We start from the raw sequence: 17141 nt of genomic DNA on the forward strand, positions 1-17141 counted from the left end.
AAACAGCCCGGCGGCACGACGTGCCGCCGGGCTGCGATACGGCAGACCTACTTCTTGACGGTACGGGCGACTTCGGCTCCCGCGGGAACCTTGTCGGCCGGCATCAGACGCCACAGGGAGCCCGGCTTGTTCGCCGTGGGACCCTTGTCCTCGAGGTAGAAGCAGTGGCAGTTCACGGCCAGCACTGAACCGTCTTCGTCGGTGCCGCCTGCGGTGAACTGGAGCGTGGTGTGCAGCAGTTCCTGCATCTGCCACTTGTTGGCGCCGGCATCCCAGCCGGTGCCGAACACGCGGCCGGAGCACCAGTCGCCGGTCACGTACACGCCGTTCATGCCACCGTAGTTCGCCACGCCGAAGCCCTGCACCGAGCAGCCCCAGTCATCCTTGAGCTTCTGCGCGCCGGGATAGGGTTCCTGGTGCGGGTACTCCGCCACCGGCAGCACGCCCACGATCGGGCACTTGTCGTTGGGGCCCGTCATCGGATGGCACTTGGAGCCCTGGTTGTGCTTCCAGCCGTAGTTCTCGCCGCCCTTGCTGTTCGCCGGCTGCCAGTTGATCTCTTCCCAGTGGTTCTGCCCCACGTCGGAGATCCACAGGTCGCCGGTGGCGCGGTCGAACGCAAACTCGTAGGGGTTGCGCAGACCGTACGCCCAGATCTCGGGTTTGGACCCCATCTTGATCTTGGAGAAGCCTTCCTCGGTCACGCCGAAGAGCGTCATCATGCGGTCCTTCGAGGCGTCCGCGAACGGATTGTCGTGGGGAACCGAATACGCCACGCCGTCGGTCGTGTCCACGTCCAGACGCAGCATCTTGGACAGATGGGTGTCCAGGCGCTGGCCGGCGTCGAGAGGGTCGCCCTCCCATCCTGCGTCCCCCTTGCCGATGTACAGCATGCCGTCGGGACCGAACTCCAGGCCGCCGCCGTAGTGGTTGTAGTACGGCTGCGGGATCAGCATGATGACCTTGACGGTCTGGCTCGCGCGTTCGTTGCTGATGCGGTTGGGGCTTGACGGGTCGACGGTGTAGCGCGCGATCATCGAGGCTCCGTTGAACGGCAGCGATGCGTAGTGCACGTACACGTAGCCGTTCCGCTTGAAGTTGGGATGGAACGCGATGTCCCAGAGTCCCTGTTCCACGAAGCCCGTCTGGACCTCGCTGCCGAGAGGATTGGTCTTGGTGAGATCGAGGAACGGCTCGGAGAGCACCTTCCCGTCCTTGGTCACGATCTTCACCCTGCCGGTGCGTTCGACCACGAACAGCCGGCCGCTGCCGTCGTAGGCGGACTTCACGTTGGTCGGATCCTGGAATCCGTCCGCGATCTTCACCAACGCGACCTTGGGATTGCCCGGCAGCTTGCCGCCGGGATGGGCGACATCCTGCGGGGTTTGCGGCAGCGTCTGTGCGAACGCCGCATTCGCGAGAGCGAACGCGACGGTGGCCGCTGCAACGGTGAACGGCTTCAGCATGTGCTTCCTCCTGTTGATTTTCGTCGTGGGCGGAACGCGGATGCCGTGAGCGCCGGGCGATCGCGGTCTTCGTGTCCGGCGGCGATTCTCTTGTTCTCCCACCCTCGTACGCGCCGGACAAATGCCGGAACGGAACGGGGATTCATTCACGCACATGTCATGAATCGTTCCCGTTCAGCGCGAGAATCCGACGTACTTGCGCGGCCCGGCCACGGCATAGGCCCCGCCGGGCGGAATGTCTTGCTTGAACAGGGAAAACATCCTGTGTCATGGCGGGATGTCCGGGCGGGCACAACGGGAGTTTCGCCCTAACGCGCGTGTGTGTGAGCTACCCATACTCCCGCGGTCGGTCCTCGGAGGGCTCGGTATTGCGGCCTGCGCGGACCACGGTGCCGTTCCGCCATTCGCGCGGGCGGCACGCTCGCGGCACACGGCGTCAGCCGGGGCCGATCCAATTACACAGTGGAGGAAAAACGTGCTCAAGAAATGTCTTCTTGCGGCAGGAACCGTTGCCGCTCTCGCGGCCGCATTCCCGGCCGCCGCGCTGGACGTCAAGCTCGAGGTCGTTGCCGAAGGTCTCACTCATCCGATGACGATGGTTTCTCCGCCGGGAGACGACCGCAAGTTCATCGTGGAGCAGAGCGGCACCATCAAGATCCTCGGTGCCGACGGCAAGCTCATGGATGGCGACTTCCTCAACATCAAGCACAAGTTGCCGCCTCTCAAGTGGGAATTCGACGAGGAAGGATTGCTGGGCATCGCCTTCCCGCCCGACTTCAAGAAGACCGGCAAGTTCTACATCTCCTATACGGCGCAGCTGCGCGGCGATGCGGATCTGGGCAAGCAGCTCTGGTACGCGCACACGAACGTGGTGGCCGAGATGCGCGTCTCGAAGGACGACCCCAACAAGGCGGACACGAGCTACGAACGCATCGTGCACTACATCGACTGGCCGCAGTTCAACCACAACGGCCACTGGATCGCCTTCGGTCCCGACGGCATGCTGTACATCTCCACCGGTGACGGCGGATACGCCAACGACTGGGGTATCGGCCACAACGTGACGCTCGGCAACGGGCAGGACAAGACATCCCTGAACGGCAAGATGCTGCGCATCGATGTGCGCGGCGAGCCCTACACCGTGCCCAAGGACAACCCCTTCGTCGGCAAGAGCGACTACGCGCCCGAGATCTGGGCCATGGGTTTCCGCAACCCCTGGCGCTGCTCCTTCGACATGGGTGGAACCCACGAACTGTTCTGCGGTGACGTCGGCCAGAACAGCTTCGAGGAGATCGACATCGTCAAGAAGGGCGGCAACTACGGCTGGCGCGCGATGGAAGGCACGCATTGCTTCGACTACGTCAACCCGAACAGCCATCCGGCTAGCTGCAACAAGGCCGGCATGACCGATCCGATCATCGAGTACAAGAACTGCTCGAACCCCAACTTCGCCGCCAAGGGCGACTGCGAGGGCATCTCCATCACCGGCGGCTATGTCTACCGCGGCCCGAACAAGGCCTGGGACGGCGTCTACTTCTTCGGCGACTGGAGCAAGTCGTTCATGGTGGCCGAAGGCGTGCTGTTCGCCGGCAAGCGCTCGGGCGACAAGTGGACGAAGGAAACCGTCAACGTCACGAACATTCCCGGGTTCAAGGACTTCATCCTCGGTTTCGGCCAGGACAACCAGGGTAACGTCTATGTGATGGGAACCCGCGCCCGCGGTCCCAACGGCGAGCAGGACAAGATCTACAAGATCGTTCCCTGACGATCTCCGGGGCGCCGGCAGCATCGGCGCCATGGTTGACCCTCGCCGGGGCGGAACTCCCGCTCCGGCGAGTCGTTTTGAAAGTGCCAAGATGCGATACACCAAGCTGCGTCACTTCGCCGCCGGCGTCGTCCTGATGACCGGACTTGTCTCCGGCTCGCCCGCTCGGGCGGACGAGGAGGAGCCTCCGCCGTTTCCTGCGGAATTGCTGGGTCAGAAGGAGTACATCGACATCGGCAAGGGCGTGTTCACCCAGATATGCAAGTTCTGTCATGGCAAAAGTGCATATCCAGGAAAAGCTCCCAAGCTGAACCCCTCGCGTTACACCCCCGAATTCGTGTTCAATCGCGTGACCAACGGTTTTCGCGGTATGCCGTCCTTCAAGGAGCAGTTCACCGAGAAGGAACGCCAAGGGGTGGTCGTCTACGTCCTCAGCAAGGAATTCTCGAACTAGCGGCGCACAGACGCTGCCGAACTCACGGAGCTCGCGTGCGCGGGAGATCGCCGCGCGGGACGAGGGGAACAGGACGTGATTGGAACATCGGAGCGCGTCGCGGTCAGGCTGCCGCACGCCGAACGGCCTCCGTCGGGAGGCCGGGATCCTCAGTCTAAGCTGCGTCACGTGGAGGCGTGCCTCGACGGTCCCGTGGAGTACGTGAAATCCACAGGACTGGATGACTATGCCTTCGTGAACGAGGCGATGGCCCCCGTGTCGCTCGCCGATGCGGACATTGCCGCCACGCTGGGCGACAAGCGGCTGCCCACGCCTCTGATGATCGCTCCCATGACCGGGGGGACGCTCCAGGGTCTCCAGATCAATCGCACGCTGGCCGCCGCGGCTCAGCGGCACGGACTCGCCATGGGCGTCGGCAGTCAGCGCCTCGCCATCGAACAGCGCGATCTCGAACCGTTCTTCCGGGTGCGCGACGTCGCCCCCGACGTGCATCTCTTCGCGAACTTCGGTGCGGGGCAGGTCGCACGGGGCTGGGGTTCCGCGCAGGGCCGCCGCGCCGTGTCGATGATCGGCGCGGATGCGCTGTTCATCCACTGCAACGCAGTACAGGAGGCCATCCAGGGCGGCGACCGGGATTTCCGCGATCTGGCACGCGGCCTCGCTTCCCTGTGCCGGGATCTTGCGTCCGATGGCATTCCGGTATTCGCCCGCGAGGTGTGCTTCGGCCTGAGCGAAACATCGGCGCGCAGACTGATCGACTGCGGCGTGGCGGGGCTTGACTGTGCGGGAGCCGGCGGAACGTCGTGGGCGAAGGTGGAAGCCTATTGCGCCCAGTCGCCGCAGCGGCGCGAACTCGGTCTGCGCTTCGGGGAGTGGGGCATTCCCACCGCCCGGTCGATCCTCAACGTCCGCTGTGCGAGCCCGGATGTGCCGCTCATCGCGTCCGGAGGCCTGCGCAACGGCATCGATGTCGCCAAGGCGTTGGCCCTGGGCGCGGATGTCGCCGCCATGGCGCGGCCCTTCCTGGTCAAGGCGACGGAGGGCGAGCAGGCTCTCGACGCATTCATCGAGGCGACGCTCACCGAATTGCGCGTGTGCATGTTCGGCGCCGGGGCGGCCGACATTCCTGGCCTGCGCGGGACGCTGGCCCGGGAAAGGAGCTTCGCGTGAACCGCACCGTCGTCCTGAACGTCGTGGGGATGACACCCGCCCTCCTGCGTCATGCGCCGCATCTGTCGCGGCTGGCGGCCGAAGGCGCCATGCGACCGTTGACGACGGTGACGCCCGCGGTCACGACCACGGTCCAGTCCACGTTCCTCACGGGCATGTTGCCGCGTGATCACGGCATCGTGGCCAATGGCTGGTACTTCCGCGACCTCTCGGAAGTCCTGCTGTGGCGTCAGAGCAATCGTCTGGTGAGCGGCGAGATGGTGTGGGACGCCGCCCGCAAGCTCGACGCGGAGTTCACCTGCGCGCAGCTCTTCTGGTGGTACAACATGTACACGAGCGCGGATTGGTCGGTGACCCCGCGTCCCATGTACCCGGCCGACGGGCGCAAGCTGCCCGACATCTACACCCAGCCGCCCGGTCTGCGCGACGAGCTGCAGGAACGTCTCGGGCAGTTTCCCCTGTTCCGCTTCTGGGGCCCCGCCGCGGACATCGTGTCGACGCGCTGGATCGCCGAGTGTGCGCTGGATGTCCTGCAGCGGCAGCGTCCCACGCTCACGCTCGTGTACCTCCCGCATCTGGACTACAACCTTCAGCGCCTGGGACCGGACGATCCCGCGATCGCGAAGGACGTGGCGGACGTGGACGCCCTGTGCGGACGACTGATCGCCGCCGCGCGCGGGATGGACGCGCGGGTCGTCGTCCTGTCGGAGTACGGCATCACGGCCGTCGATCGCCCCGTCCACGTCAATCGCGCGCTGCGTCAGGCCGGCCTGCTGGCCGTCCGGGAGGAACTCGGGCGCGAGCTGCTGGACGCAGGCGCCTCGCGCGCCTTCGCCCTGGCCGATCACCAGATCGCGCACATCTATGTGCGCAATCCCTCCGACATCGATGCCGTGGCCGGGATCGTCGCGGCGCTGCCCGGCGTCGAGAAGGTCCTCGATGCGGAGGGCAAGCGCGCCCTGGGACTGGATCACGAGCGCTCCGGCGAACTCGTGGCGATCGCGGACGCGCGAAGCTGGTTCACGTACTACCACTTCCTTGACGAATCGCGCGCACCGGATTTTGCGCGCACGGTCGACATCCACCGCAAGCCCGGCTACGACCCGGTGGAACTGTTCATCGATCCGCAGATCATCCTCCCCAAGCTACGCATCGCGGCGAAGCTCGCCCGCAAGGCGATCGGCATGCGCACGCTGATGGACCTGATCTCGCTCGACGCCACGCTGGTGAAAGGCTCGCACGGCCGCCCCACCGACCGTGCCGAGGACGGGCCGCTCTTCATCAGTTCCGAGGCCGCGCTGCTCGACGAAGGTCCCGTGGCGGCAACATCGGTCAAACCGCTCCTGCTGCGGCACCTGTTCGGCCGCACGGGCGATCAACCTCTCGAGAGACTCGTGGCATGACACCGGAAGCGCTCCTCCACGACTGGCTGCAGGCGAGACTGGCCCCGCCTGCCGGCGCCTGGCTGTCCGGCACCGCGGCATCGGTGCGATCGTCCGCCAAGGATGGCGACCTCTATCTCGCCTTCAGTCTCGTGCCGCGCAAGTGCGGCAAGGGCGTTCTGGGGCTCATGCCCGCCGAACTTGCGGCGGCCGATGCCGCGCGGCCGGGATGGAAGCCGGCGTCCCTGACCGTCGATCAGGCGGCGCGGATCTACCTGCTGCTCGCGGCCGGTGGCGATGCCGACGCGTTCTGCCGCCGCCTCGATCAGTTGTGCGCGACGGCGGACGTGGCCGAACTCGTGGTTCTCTACCGCGGCCTGCCCCTGTACCCCCATGCGGAGCGGCACCGGCTCCGCGCCGCGGAGGGTGTGCGCACGAACATGCGCTCGGTGTTCGAGGCGGTCGCTCACGGCAATCCCTATCCCGCAGAACAACTGGAAGAGGGCCCGTGGAACCAGCTCGTGCTGAAGGCGCTCTTCGTGGGCAGCACGCTGGACCCGATCGCCGGCCTCGACGCGCGCGCGAATGCCGCGCTGGCCCGCATGCTTTGCGACTACGCGCACGAGCGCTGGTCCGCCGGGCGGCCCGTGAGCCCGGAACTGTGGCGATGCGTGGGTCCGTTCGCCACGGGAACCATGCTGGACGATTTGCGCCGGGCGCTTGAACAAGGCGACACGCGGCAGAAGGAAGCCGCGGCGCTGGCGCTTTCGCGCTCCCCCGACCCGGCTGCCAGCGCGTTGCTGGGCACGTATCCCTCTCTTGCCGCGCGCGTGAGCGACGGCTCGATCTCCTGGCGCTCGATCGCCGCGACCGTTTGATTCCCAGATCCCGGAGACTTCCATGCGATTCATCGATCCGCACATCCACATGCAGTCTCGCACCACCGACGACTACGAGCGCATGGCGGCGGCAGGCATCGTCGCCATCATCGAGCCCGCCTTCTGGCTCGGCCAGCCGCGAACCCAGGTGGGCGCCTACATCGACTACCTGTCGGCACTGGTGGGGTGGGAGCGATTCCGCGCCTCGCAGTTCGGCATCCGCCACTACTGCACCATCGGCCTCAACAGCAAGGAAGCCAACAACGAGGCGCTGGCCGAGCAGGTGATGGAGATCCTGCCGCGCTATCTGCTGAAGGACGGCGTCGTCGCGGTGGGCGAGATCGGCTACGACGATCAGTCGCCTGCCGAGGATCGCTTCTATCGCGCGCAACTGGCGCTGGCCGTGGAGCTGGACATGCTGGTCATGGTCCACACCCCCCATCGCGACAAGAAGGCGGGCACGAGCCGCAGCATGGACGTGGCCATCGAGATGGGCATGAAGCCGGAGCGGGTGATCATCGATCACAACAACGAGGAAACGGTGCGCGAGGTTCTGGACCGGGGCTTCTGGGCCGGCTTCACGCTCTATCCGAACACCAAGATGGGCAGCGAACGCATGGTGGAGATCGCCCGTCAGTACGGTCCCGAGCGCATCTTCATCGATTCCAGCGCGGACTGGGGCATTTCCGATCCCCTGGCCGTGCCGAAGACCGCGCGCCTCATGCTCGACCGGGGCATTCCGGCGGCGCACGTCGAGGCCATCTGCTACGGCAATGCACTGCGTGCCTACGAGCAGAGCGGCCAGATGAAAGAGTCGGACTGGAGCGGCGGACCGGTCATGGACCAGTCGACCATGTTCGAAGGGAACTCCGTGCTGCGTGGCCAGGCGCCGCGCGTCGGATCGCTCGCGCCGGTCGGCATCGGGAACGAAGAGGTGCTGATCAAGTGACGGCACCGACGCATTCGGAACGGCAAGCGTCTTCGGCCGGCCCCGCCGCGGTCGCGACGGCCGGCGCGCCGCGCGAAGCCGTCTACCTTCAGCGGTTTGCCGTCAGCTACGAGTACCCGGTCTACTTCACCGAACGGCTGTTCGACCGGAGCAATCCGGTCTTCCTGCAGACGATCACCCGGCAGGAAGCGGGGAAGCGGCACCGCTTCGTGGCATACATCGAATCGAACGTCGCTGCGAGCTGGCCGACCCTGCAGCACGACATCGCGGCCTACGCCGAGGCGCACTCGGACAGCATGCAGCTCGTCGCCCGTCCCGAGATCATCGCCGGCGGCGAGCAGGTCAAGAACAACCCCGAACTGGTCGCGCAGCTGCAGCGCCAGCTGACCGAGATGGGCATCGACCGCCATTCGTTCGTCGTTGCCATCGGCGGTGGCGCATTCCTGGACATGATGGGATTCGTCGCCGCCACCACCCATCGCGGACTGCGGCACATCCGCGTGCCCACCACCGTGCTCGCGCAGAACGACTCGGGCGTCGGAGTGAAGAATGGTGTCAACGCCTTCGGCATCAAGAATCTCGTCGGCGCGTTCGCGCCGCCCTTCGCCGTGCTGAACGACCTGGAATTCCTGCGCACGCTGCAGCCGCGCGATCGCATCGCCGGCGTGGCCGAGGCCGTGAAGGTGGCGCTCATCCGCGACCGGCAGTTCTTCGAATGGCTGGAGGCGAACGCGGCAGCACTGCAGGCATGCGAGCCCGACGCGACTTCCTACATGATCCGGCGCTGCGCGGAGCTGCACATGCGCCAGATCGCTCACGGAGGCGACCCCTTCGAGCGGGGCAGCGCGCGCCCGCTGGACTACGGCCACTGGGCCGCTCACAAGCTCGAGGCGCTCACCGCGCACGAACTGCGTCACGGCGAAGCGGTCGCGATCGGCCTCGCGCTGGACACGCGCTATTCCGTCCAGACGGGCATGCTCCAGCGCGGCGCAGAAGACCGCGTCCACCGCCTGCTGAAGAGCCTGGGGTTCTTCCTGTGGCATGCGGCCATGGAGACGCGGACCACGGCGGGCGAATGGAGCCTGCTGCGAGGTCTGGAGGAGTTCCGGGAGCATCTTGGCGGCGAACTCACCATCACGCTGCTGCGCGACATCGGCGTGGGAGAGGAAGTCCATCACATGGATGCCGACGAGATCCTCCAGGCCATGGCCTGGCTGCGCCGGCGCGAGACAGGGCGATGATCGCTGGAGAGGGCATTCACCTCACTTACTGCAGCAACATCCATCCCGGCGAGACCTGGCCCGAGGTCAGGCGGAATCTGGAGACGTTCGTTCCTCGTGTGCGCGACCGCGTTGCCCCGGGGAAGCTCTTCGGCATCGGGCTCAGGTTGTCCGCACGCGCGGCAGACGAACTGGGCGCGGGCACGGCGCTGGACGAACTGCTCGGATTCCTGCGCGCGAACGGTCTCTACGTCTTCACGCTCAACGGATTTCCCTACGGACCCTTCCATGGCGTGCCGGTCAAGTCGGAGGTCTACCGTCCCGACTGGCGCGACCCCGAGCGCCTGCGCTACACGAACGGGCTGGCGGATCTGCTCGCGCGGCTGCTGCCCGCCGACACCGCGATGACCGGCAGCCTCTCGACGGTGCCGGGCGCCTTCAAGGAGGACCTGCGCGGCGAAGGCGATGTCGACGCGATTGCCCAGAACCTGGTTCGCCATGTCGCTCACCTGGTGGAACTGGAGCGCCGGACCGGCCGGATCATCGCGACCGCCCTCGAGCCCGAGCCCTGCTGCATGCTGGAAACGATCGACGAGACCGTCGCATTCTTTCGCCGCCATGTCTTCACGCCAGCCTCGACGAGACTGCTGGGTTCGTTGACGGGACTGGACCGCATCGAAGCCGGTCAGGCGCTGCGGCGGCATCTGGGACTGTGCCTGGACCTGTGCCATGCGGCGGTGGAGTTCGAGGACCTCGATGCGGGACTCGCGAAACTGGCGGACACCGGCGTGAGCATCTTCAAGGTCCAGATCAGTGCGGGGTTGCGCATCGACCGGTTCGATGCGGACACCCTGTCGGCGCTTCGTGCATACGAAGATCCGGTCTACCTGCACCAGGTGGTGGAAGACGGCCCGGAGGGCCTGCGCCGGTTCGTCGATCTTCCGGAGGCGTTCGCCAGTCTCGCCGGCGGGGCGACCCCGCGCGAGTGGCGCGTGCACTTCCACGTGCCGGTGTTCCACGACGATCTGGGCCGCTTCCGTTCCACTCGCGATTTCATCGCGAAGGCGCTCGCCCGCCAGCGGAGCCAGGCGGTGTCGGACCACCTCGAGATCGAGACGTACACCTGGGGAGTCCTGCCCGAAGCCCTGCGCGCATCGGCCGTGGACGAAGCCATTGCACGGGAGTTCGAATGGGTGCTGCTGCAGGAACTGCAGGCATGAGACTGTCGACCGGTTTGCGTCTTGCGCGCATATCGCTGCTGCCGACCGTCTGGACCAACGTGCTCACCGGAGCGACGCTCGCGGGCAGCGACTGGACCGATGCGCACGTCCCTTTCCTGCTTGTCGCAATCTCGCTGTTCTACATCGGTGGAATGTTCCTCAACGACGCGTTCGACCGCGAGTTCGATGCGCGTTCACGGCCGGAGCGTCCCATCCCCTCGGGCGAAGTGACGGCGACGACGGTGTTCGGCTACGGCTTCGGGATGCTCGCGCTCGGCGCCCTGCTGCTCGTCGCGCCGGCGCTCTGGCTGGCGCAGGCGAATGCCGGCCCCGCTCTGCTCGGAGGTTGTCTGCTCGCCGGCGCCATCGTCCTCTACGACGCGTGGCACAAGAACAACCCCCTGAGCCCGCTGCTGATGGGGTCGTGCCGCATGCTCGTCTACGTCACGGCGGCGCTGGCCGTCGCGGGATCGCTTGCCGCGGACGTGGCCTACGGCGCAATCACCCTGCTCAGCTATCTCGTGGGCGTGACGTATGCGGCCAAGAACGAGCACCTCAATCGCCTCGATCATGCCTGGCCGCTCGTGTTCCTCGCGGCACCCGCGATCTACGGCGCGATCCTGGCGATCGACCACCCTCTCGTACTGTTGCCGTGGGCGATATTGCTCGGCTGGGGCGTCCTGGCCGTGCGACGCCTCATGCGCCGCGCGCCCGGGGACGTGCCGAAGGCCGTCGTCAGCCTTCTTGCCGGCATCACGCTGGTGGATGCGGTGCTGCTGGCCGGCCACGGTCAGATGCCCGCCATGATCTTCGCGCTCGGCGCTTTCGTGCTGGTGCTCTATCTCCAGCGCTGGGTGGCAGGCACGTGAGCGCTGTACCGGCGACATCGGCCGGCGTCGATCCTTCCGTACCCTGCGCGCCCGAACCGGGGCGGGTCCGGCCCTCCGTCGATCCGGATCGATGCGAGGCCAAGGGTGACTGCGTGCGAGTGTGCCCCTACGGCGTGTTCGAGATCCGTCCCGTCGATGCCGACGTCCGCGCGGGCATGTCGTGGAGGGGGCGTCTCAAGTCCTGGGTCCACGGCGGGCGCCAGGCCCAGGTGGTGGCGGCCGATCGCTGTCACGCCTGCGGACTCTGCGTGCGGTCCTGTCCCGAACAGGCGATCCGCCTCCTGCCTGCCGCGACTTGAGTCAGCCCCGATCGATGTCGCGGCCACGCGCATCGATCGGACCCTGCTCACCGGCTTGCGCGGCCACACGGAAAATCTCCGGGGTGTCCTCGGGAGTGCGTCCAGGCTCCATCGGGCTTGGTTCCGTGGAGCGGTCAACGGCGATCCACTAGCCTCCGTTCATCTCCCACGAGTTGCCACGGCGTCCGTTTCGTCATGACCGAAGACAGATCTCCCGATTCCCCTGCCCGCGACGCTCTGGAACAGCGCCGGCTCGCGGCCGCGCGCCTGCTGGCGGAAGGCAGGCGTGCCGCAGAACGAAGTCGCGCGACGCGTCGGTGTTGCCCGTTCCACGGTGTGCGAGTGGAATCGCCGTCTGAAGCGGGATGGGGAAGCCGGCTTGCAGGCATCGTCGCGCGGGCGGCCGCCGCGGCTCACGCCCAGCATGCAACAGTCCCTGTCGGAGATCCTGCGGCTCGCGGGCGACGCCGGACACGACAGCGGCCGCATGACCATCGCCCGCATGAGTCTTCTGGTCGAGGCCCTGTTCGACGTGCGCTACAGTGACGCGCAGATCTGCCGTCTCAGGGCCGCGCTCACGCCGGCTTCCATGGCGGCCGCCCGCGACTGACGCGATCGCGCCGCCTCTCCGCAACCCGTCACGGTCCCGCGCCGCCCAGGCGGAATCGCAGTCCGACGGACAGGAAGGTGACGCCGTTGTTGGGGGCCGCGAATCCCCCGTTCGATACGTGCTCCAGTCTGACGGTCAGCGCTTTGCCCGGATCCTCGCCCAGAGGGAAGGCGGCGCCGATGAATTCGCCCCACTGCCAGCGCGAGCCGAAATTCCGGATGCTCGCGAGCGCGTCGTGCGAGAAGTAGTGCACCCCCACCCCGAGTTCCAGCGCCACCGGCGCCGGAACCTTGCCGTTGGCGATGATCAGCATGGGCGTGAGGCTCCAGTCCCACAGACTGTCGCCGGAAGAGTCGTAGGGCAGCCACCAGTAGCCCACGCCGCCTTGCAGATGGAGTCTCGCCGTGCAAGCCGCGGTGCAGGGCAGCGAATCGAGCAGCGCCCATTGCATCGCCGCTGCCGCGCTTCGCACGCGGTCTCCCTCGCCTGCCCTGAACGCGAGATCCGCTCCGGGTGCGAGGGCCGGCATGCAGGTCAGCAACCCCGCTGCCGCGTGCCACGCCAGAACGCGCCGCAGTCCGGGCATCACCACTTGTAACCCAGGCTCAGGATCGTGGTCCGGTCGATGCTGCGGCGGCCGGCGGCCGGGTCGCCGTCCCAATCGACATTGATCTGGGCCGAGGCGATGAAGCCACCCTTGAGGGGAACGCGCAAGCCGGTCTGCGTGCGTGCGAACGTCTCCCGGATGTCGTCCAGGCTGGCGAACATCTCGCTGTTGTGGAAGAACTGCGCCACATCCTTGAAAAGCCAGTGGTCGAAGCGCGCCGCGAGACGGAGCGCGGTGTTGGCCTCGTCGGGCGTGGCGAAGTAATCGGTGCGCACCCGATCCAGGCCACTTTCCAGCGCGAGATGAGTGGTGGCGCGATCGATGGCCTGGTAGCCCCCTCCGACGCCCAGGGTCACCCGCAGGCGCAGATCCTTGAAGCGGTCGTGTTCGAACGTCGAGCCGGCGTACGCGTACCGGCGTTCGTCGATGAATCGGTCGTACTTGATGCCGACCGTGGCATTGGCCTCCGTTTCGTCGTTGCGCTCCGTCGCTTCGGTACCGCGCGCCGTCAGCAGCCAGCGGTCCAGGTGCCGCCGGGCAATCACTTCGCTGTCCAGCGTCGCCCGCGTCACCTCGGTGTTCCCCGAGGTGCTGGTGTACCCCGCATTCACGCGGCCGGTGACGCGCCAGTCCTGCTCCGAGAGCCGGCCAGGCAGAAGGGCGGTCACCCGGTCGGGGGACACCGGAATCGGGGCCGCGCCGGCTTCCGGAAGCACGGAAAGCTGTCCCGCGGGACCCTGCACGAGGCGCCCGGCGTGGCGGCTGTAATCCTTGAGGATGACCGTGAAGTCGCCCTCCGTCTCAATGGAGACGATGGAATCGACGTCGATGCCGATCGTTCCCGCGTAGGGCGTGGCGACCTCCAGCTTCGATGACTTCAGGCGCTGCACGGTGCCGGTGATCCGGTCGCCGTTGGTCAGCAGCACCGTGTCCGCCGACGCGTGGAACGAAAGGCATGCGGCCATCAGCGCGCCCGCGGCCGTTCTGAGCATCATGGGGATTCCGCGAGCGCTGCGCCGGAGGAGACGATCCGTCCGTCGAACAGTTCGATCACGCGATCGCAGCGGCGCGCGAGGCGCGCATCGTGCGTGACCAGGAGAAAGGCCGATCCTTGCTGCATGTTGAATTCCCTCATGAGGTGGAAGACCTCGTCCGCGGTCTTCGAATCGAGATTTCCCGTGGGTTCGTCCGCCAGCACCAGCGCCGGATGTCCCGCCAGCGCCCGCGCGATCGCCACCCGCTGCTGCTGTCCGCCCGACAGCTGCTGGGGACGGCTTCGCTCTTTGCCCGAGAGACCCACACGGGCCAGCAGGTCCCGCGCACTGGCGGCCATCGCGTCCGAGGGCCGGCCGTGGTCGATGATCTGCGGCATCATCACGTTCTCCAGCGCCGTGAACGCGGGGATGAGGTGGTGGAACTGGAAGACGAACCCGATGGTGCGGCCGCGCAGGCGGGTGACCCCGGCTTCGTCCAGGGCCGTTGCCTCGTTTCCCGCCACGTGAACTGTCCCGTGCGTGGGCCTTTCGAGCAGTCCCACGATGTTGAGCAGCGTGCTCTTCCCCGAGCCGGAAGGTCCGACCAGGGCCGCGAACTCGCCGGGCGCGAGTTCCAGCGAGATGCCGTGCAGCACCTCCGCCTCCAACGCGCTTCCGGCGTTGTAGGTCTTGCGCACGTCCGCGAGCCGCAGCACCGGTTCAGCCATTGCGGATCGCCGTCACGGGGTCCAGGCGCGCCGCTCGCCGGGCCGGCACCGCCGCAGCCACGATGCCGATGGCCAGCGCCGTGAGGCAGGCCGTTGCGATCATTCCCACGTCGGCTTCGGGCTTGAAGAGCGCCGTTCCATCGGCGTTGCGGAACACGCCGGCGAAGGCGGCCTCCAGGCCCACGCCTCCCGCCGAGCCGAGCAGCGATCCCAGCAGCCCGTACAGCGCACCCTGCAGCAGGAACACGGACATGATGCCGCGCCGGCTCGCGCCCATGGCACGCAGGATGCCGATCTCACTTCGCTTCTGCACCACCGAGACGACCAGGACGCTCGCGATACCCAGCGCGACGATCAGGATCACGAAGCCGCGGATCAGCCGGTTGGTGAGCGACTGGTTGCGCAGCGCGGCCAGAAGCTGGGCATTCGTCTGCATCCACGATTCGGAGAGCAGCCCCGTCCGCGACTCGATGACGCGCGCCACGCTCTCGGCCTCGAAGAGCCTCTCGACGGTCGCATCGATGCTCGAGACGCCTCCCGCCAGATCCAGCAGGTTCTGCGCGAGGCGCAGCGTGATGAAGATCCATCGCCTGTTCAGATCCTTGTTGCCCACGTCGACGATGCCGGCCACGGTGATCACGTCGTCCCGGTTCTCCGGCGACACCAGACGCAGCTTGTCACCCAGACCGACCCCGAGATCCTTCGCGAGTTCGATTCCGATGACGCCTTCGGTGCCCGTCACACGGAAATGACCGGCCACCACGTAGTCGGTCATCCGGACGATGCGCAGATACCGGTCGGGGTCCACCCCCAGCAGGGCCACCGACTTGGCAGCGTTTCCCCGCACGGCAAATGCGGGGCCGGATACCATGGGCGAGGCGGCCACGACGCCGGGTGCGCGCTCGACGAGCGGCAGGATGCGTTCCCACTGATCGATGGAGCGGAGACGCTGCGCACGCTTGTCCACGCGGGCGCTCACGGCCACGGTGTCGCGGTCGAGCACCTGCCGCGTCGTGTCCTCGGCCGGACGTACGACGACGTGGGCCTGGGTGCCCAGCGTGCGGGCGATGATGCTTGCCTGCAGGCCCGTGATGAGCGCCGTGAGGAAGATGATCACCGCGACACCGGCCGTGACGCCGCTCAGGATGAGCGCAGTCTGCATCCGGCCCTCGCGCAGGAATCGCAACGCGACCATCCAGGCAAAGGGCAGACGGGTCATGGCGTGCGCGGTCTGACGCTCATGCCCTCGCGGATACCCGGTTCGGACGCGAGCACCACGGACTCTCCTTCCGCCAGCCCGTCGATCACCTCCACGGTTCCGGTTCCCCGCGATCCCAGACGCAACGGCACACGGACCGTCCTGCCTGCGCGGACCGCGAGCGCCCACGGGGCCGATCCGGCGGCGTCCCGGACCGCATCCGAAGCGAGTGTGAGGGCGCGCGACTTCCTGCCTGCGACGATCTCCACCGAAACCGTCATGTCGATCCGCGCGAAGTCCGGGATTTCGGGCAGCGTCAGGCGCACCTCCACGGTGCCTCGTTGGACGTCCACGTTCGGGGCGATGTGAAAGACCCGCCCGGAGAACGGACGTCCGGGAAAGGCGTCGGCCAGGATGCGCGCTTCCTGCCCCGGCGCCAGGAACGAGAGGTTCTTCTCGTCGACGAAGACCTGGGCCTGGGTCTCGCCCGCGCCCACGTTGAAGAGCCGGCCTCCGGCGGTGACCAGGTCGCCTGGTTCCGCCCCCCTGCGGAGCACAACGCCTGCCACGGGGGTGACGATGCGCGTGTGGGTCAGGCGCGAACGCGCCGCATCGAGCGCCGCACGAGCCTGGGCCTCGCGGGCGTAGGCCAGCGATGCCTCGCTGCCTTTCGGGCGGGCAGCCTCGGTCTGCTTCAAGGCGGCGCGCCTCTGCGCCTCGGCAGATTCCAGATTGCGGCGTGCCTCGTCGAGGCGCGCCTGGCTGAAGAAGCCCGCGGCGTGAAGATCGGTGACGCGCACGTGCTCGCTGCGGGCGAGCTGCAGATTGGCATCTGCCTGTCTCAGCTGCTGCTCCGCCACCGGCAGCGTCGTGATGCCGAGCTGGGCGAGACGGGCCTTCGCCTCGTCCAGCGCCGCCCTCGCCTGCTCGACCGCAGCCTCCTGTTCCGCATCCTGCAGCGTGGCCAGGACAGTGCCGGCCGTGACGCGATCACCCTCGCGCACATTCACGCGGTCAACGACGCCGGCGATCTGGGTGCCGATCTCCACGCGCGACTGCGCGATGATCCGCCCCGTGGCCACGACCGACTGGATCAGGTCTCCGCGGGTTACCCGGGCCGTGCGGACCTCGGTGCCGGAGAACGTGCGCACCGCGAAGAGGGTCGCGACGGCGACGAGCACAGCCAGGACGACCGTCCAGGGCCGGAGCAGGGACCGTGCGCGAAGCATCGAATGGAGTCTTGCGAAGGGACGGGAGACGGCGGATTCTACCGGCATGGCGGCCCGGTCGGCCCGCTGCGCTCCGGTCGCTCAACGGGCCGCCGTCGATGG

At 67.2% G+C, this 17141-nt stretch carries 17 protein-coding genes; 11 read left to right on the forward strand and 6 right to left on the reverse strand.

Annotation, left to right across the window (positions count from 1 at the left end; genetic code table 11):
• Nucleotides 1-47: 47 nt before the first annotated feature.
• Nucleotides 48-1466 carry a PQQ-dependent sugar dehydrogenase gene (locus tag IPK20_05830; protein MBK8016279.1) on the reverse strand — a complete coding sequence of 473 codons (1419 nt, stop codon included), beginning with the start codon at nucleotides 1464-1466 and terminating at the stop codon, nucleotides 48-50.
• Between the two features lie 475 nt (nucleotides 1467-1941).
• On the opposite strand from IPK20_05830, the gene IPK20_05835 reads away from it, so the two are divergent.
• From IPK20_05835 to IPK20_05885, 11 genes are all read left to right on the forward strand, one after another.
• On the forward strand, nucleotides 1942-3231 hold the full coding sequence (locus tag IPK20_05835; protein MBK8016280.1) for a PQQ-dependent sugar dehydrogenase: 1290 nt from the start codon (nucleotides 1942-1944) through the stop codon (nucleotides 3229-3231).
• A 91-nt stretch (nucleotides 3232-3322) separates the two neighbouring features.
• Nucleotides 3323-3685 carry a cytochrome c gene (locus tag IPK20_05840; protein ID MBK8016281.1) on the forward strand — a complete coding sequence of 121 codons (363 nt, stop codon included), beginning with the start codon at nucleotides 3323-3325 and terminating at the stop codon, nucleotides 3683-3685.
• Nucleotides 3686-3853: 168 nt separating this feature from the next.
• A complete protein-coding gene (locus IPK20_05845; protein ID MBK8016282.1) occupies nucleotides 3854-4855 on the forward strand; it encodes a type 2 isopentenyl-diphosphate Delta-isomerase in 1002 nt (333 codons plus the stop codon).
• Nucleotides 4852-6258, forward strand: a complete 1407-nt coding sequence (locus IPK20_05850) for an alkaline phosphatase family protein (protein MBK8016283.1) — start codon at nucleotides 4852-4854, stop codon at nucleotides 6256-6258. Before IPK20_05845 ends, IPK20_05850 begins: the two co-directional genes overlap by 4 nt.
• Nucleotides 6255-7115, forward strand: a complete 861-nt coding sequence (locus tag IPK20_05855) for an EboA domain-containing protein (protein MBK8016284.1) — start codon at nucleotides 6255-6257, stop codon at nucleotides 7113-7115. The genes IPK20_05850 and IPK20_05855 overlap by 4 nt, the downstream gene beginning before the upstream one ends.
• 22 nt (nucleotides 7116-7137) lie before the next feature.
• The gene (locus tag IPK20_05860) at nucleotides 7138-8064 is read left to right on the forward strand and encodes a TatD family hydrolase (GenBank protein MBK8016285.1); all 927 of its coding nucleotides are present in this window, start codon (nucleotides 7138-7140) and stop codon (nucleotides 8062-8064) included.
• Nucleotides 8061-9305, forward strand: coding sequence for a 3-dehydroquinate synthase (locus tag IPK20_05865; GenBank protein ID MBK8016286.1), 1245 nt, complete (start codon nucleotides 8061-8063; stop codon nucleotides 9303-9305). Before IPK20_05860 ends, IPK20_05865 begins: the two co-directional genes overlap by 4 nt.
• Complete coding sequence (eboE, locus tag IPK20_05870) at nucleotides 9302-10504, forward strand: metabolite traffic protein EboE (GenBank protein MBK8016287.1); 1203 nt, start codon at nucleotides 9302-9304, stop codon at nucleotides 10502-10504. Before IPK20_05865 ends, eboE begins: the two co-directional genes overlap by 4 nt.
• Complete coding sequence (locus IPK20_05875; GenBank protein MBK8016288.1) at nucleotides 10501-11373, forward strand: UbiA family prenyltransferase; 873 nt, start codon at nucleotides 10501-10503, stop codon at nucleotides 11371-11373. The genes eboE and IPK20_05875 overlap by 4 nt, the downstream gene beginning before the upstream one ends.
• Nucleotides 11370-11693 (forward strand): 4Fe-4S dicluster domain-containing protein, encoded by a 324-nt coding sequence (locus IPK20_05880; GenBank protein MBK8016289.1) that lies wholly within the window; start codon nucleotides 11370-11372, stop codon nucleotides 11691-11693. The genes IPK20_05875 and IPK20_05880 overlap by 4 nt, the downstream gene beginning before the upstream one ends.
• 286 nt (nucleotides 11694-11979) lie before the next feature.
• Entirely contained in the window at nucleotides 11980-12303 is a 324-nt protein-coding gene (locus tag IPK20_05885; protein MBK8016290.1) for a helix-turn-helix domain-containing protein, read from the forward strand.
• 28 nt (nucleotides 12304-12331) lie between these two features.
• On the opposite strand, the gene IPK20_05890 is transcribed toward IPK20_05885, so the two are convergent.
• The 5 genes from IPK20_05890 to IPK20_05910 are packed head-to-tail and all read right to left on the reverse strand — an operon-like array spanning nucleotide 12332 to nucleotide 17039.
• Nucleotides 12332-12889, reverse strand: coding sequence for an acyloxyacyl hydrolase (locus IPK20_05890; protein MBK8016291.1), 558 nt, complete (start codon nucleotides 12887-12889; stop codon nucleotides 12332-12334).
• Entirely contained in the window at nucleotides 12889-13905 is a 1017-nt protein-coding gene (locus IPK20_05895; GenBank protein ID MBK8016292.1) for a DUF481 domain-containing protein, read from the reverse strand. The genes IPK20_05890 and IPK20_05895 overlap by 1 nt, the downstream gene beginning before the upstream one ends.
• Entirely contained in the window at nucleotides 13902-14612 is a 711-nt protein-coding gene (locus tag IPK20_05900) for an ABC transporter ATP-binding protein (GenBank protein MBK8016293.1), read from the reverse strand. Before IPK20_05900 ends, IPK20_05895 begins: the two co-directional genes overlap by 4 nt.
• On the reverse strand, nucleotides 14605-15831 hold the full coding sequence (locus tag IPK20_05905) for an ABC transporter permease (protein ID MBK8016294.1): 1227 nt from the start codon (nucleotides 15829-15831) through the stop codon (nucleotides 14605-14607). The genes IPK20_05900 and IPK20_05905 overlap by 8 nt, the downstream gene beginning before the upstream one ends.
• Complete coding sequence (locus IPK20_05910; GenBank protein MBK8016295.1) at nucleotides 15828-17039, reverse strand: efflux RND transporter periplasmic adaptor subunit; 1212 nt, start codon at nucleotides 17037-17039, stop codon at nucleotides 15828-15830. The genes IPK20_05905 and IPK20_05910 overlap by 4 nt, the downstream gene beginning before the upstream one ends.
• Nucleotides 17040-17141: the final 102 nt, after the last annotated feature.

The sequence above is a fragment of the Betaproteobacteria bacterium genome (assembly GCA_016713305.1).
Taxonomy (GTDB): domain Bacteria; phylum Pseudomonadota; class Gammaproteobacteria; order Burkholderiales.

Coding starts and splice junctions, on each gene's coding strand:
- IPK20_05895 (MBK8016292.1), bottom strand. CDS start 13,905: ATGATGCTCAGAACGGCCGCGGGCGCGCTGATGGCCGCATGCCTTTCG.
- IPK20_05910 (MBK8016295.1), bottom strand. CDS start 17,039: ATGCTTCGCGCACGGTCCCTGCTCCGGCCCTGGACGGTCGTCCTGGCT.
- IPK20_05860 (MBK8016285.1), top strand. CDS start 7,138: ATGCGATTCATCGATCCGCACATCCACATGCAGTCTCGCACCACCGAC.
- IPK20_05890 (MBK8016291.1), bottom strand. CDS start 12,889: ATGCCCGGACTGCGGCGCGTTCTGGCGTGGCACGCGGCAGCGGGGTTG.
- IPK20_05875 (MBK8016288.1), top strand. CDS start 10,501: ATGAGACTGTCGACCGGTTTGCGTCTTGCGCGCATATCGCTGCTGCCG.
- IPK20_05905 (MBK8016294.1), bottom strand. CDS start 15,831: ATGACCCGTCTGCCCTTTGCCTGGATGGTCGCGTTGCGATTCCTGCGC.
- IPK20_05840 (MBK8016281.1), top strand. CDS start 3,323: ATGCGATACACCAAGCTGCGTCACTTCGCCGCCGGCGTCGTCCTGATG.
- eboE (MBK8016287.1), top strand. CDS start 9,302: ATGATCGCTGGAGAGGGCATTCACCTCACTTACTGCAGCAACATCCAT.
- IPK20_05830 (MBK8016279.1), bottom strand. CDS start 1,466: ATGCTGAAGCCGTTCACCGTTGCAGCGGCCACCGTCGCGTTCGCTCTC.
- IPK20_05900 (MBK8016293.1), bottom strand. CDS start 14,612: ATGGCTGAACCGGTGCTGCGGCTCGCGGACGTGCGCAAGACCTACAAC.
- IPK20_05855 (MBK8016284.1), top strand. CDS start 6,255: ATGACACCGGAAGCGCTCCTCCACGACTGGCTGCAGGCGAGACTGGCC.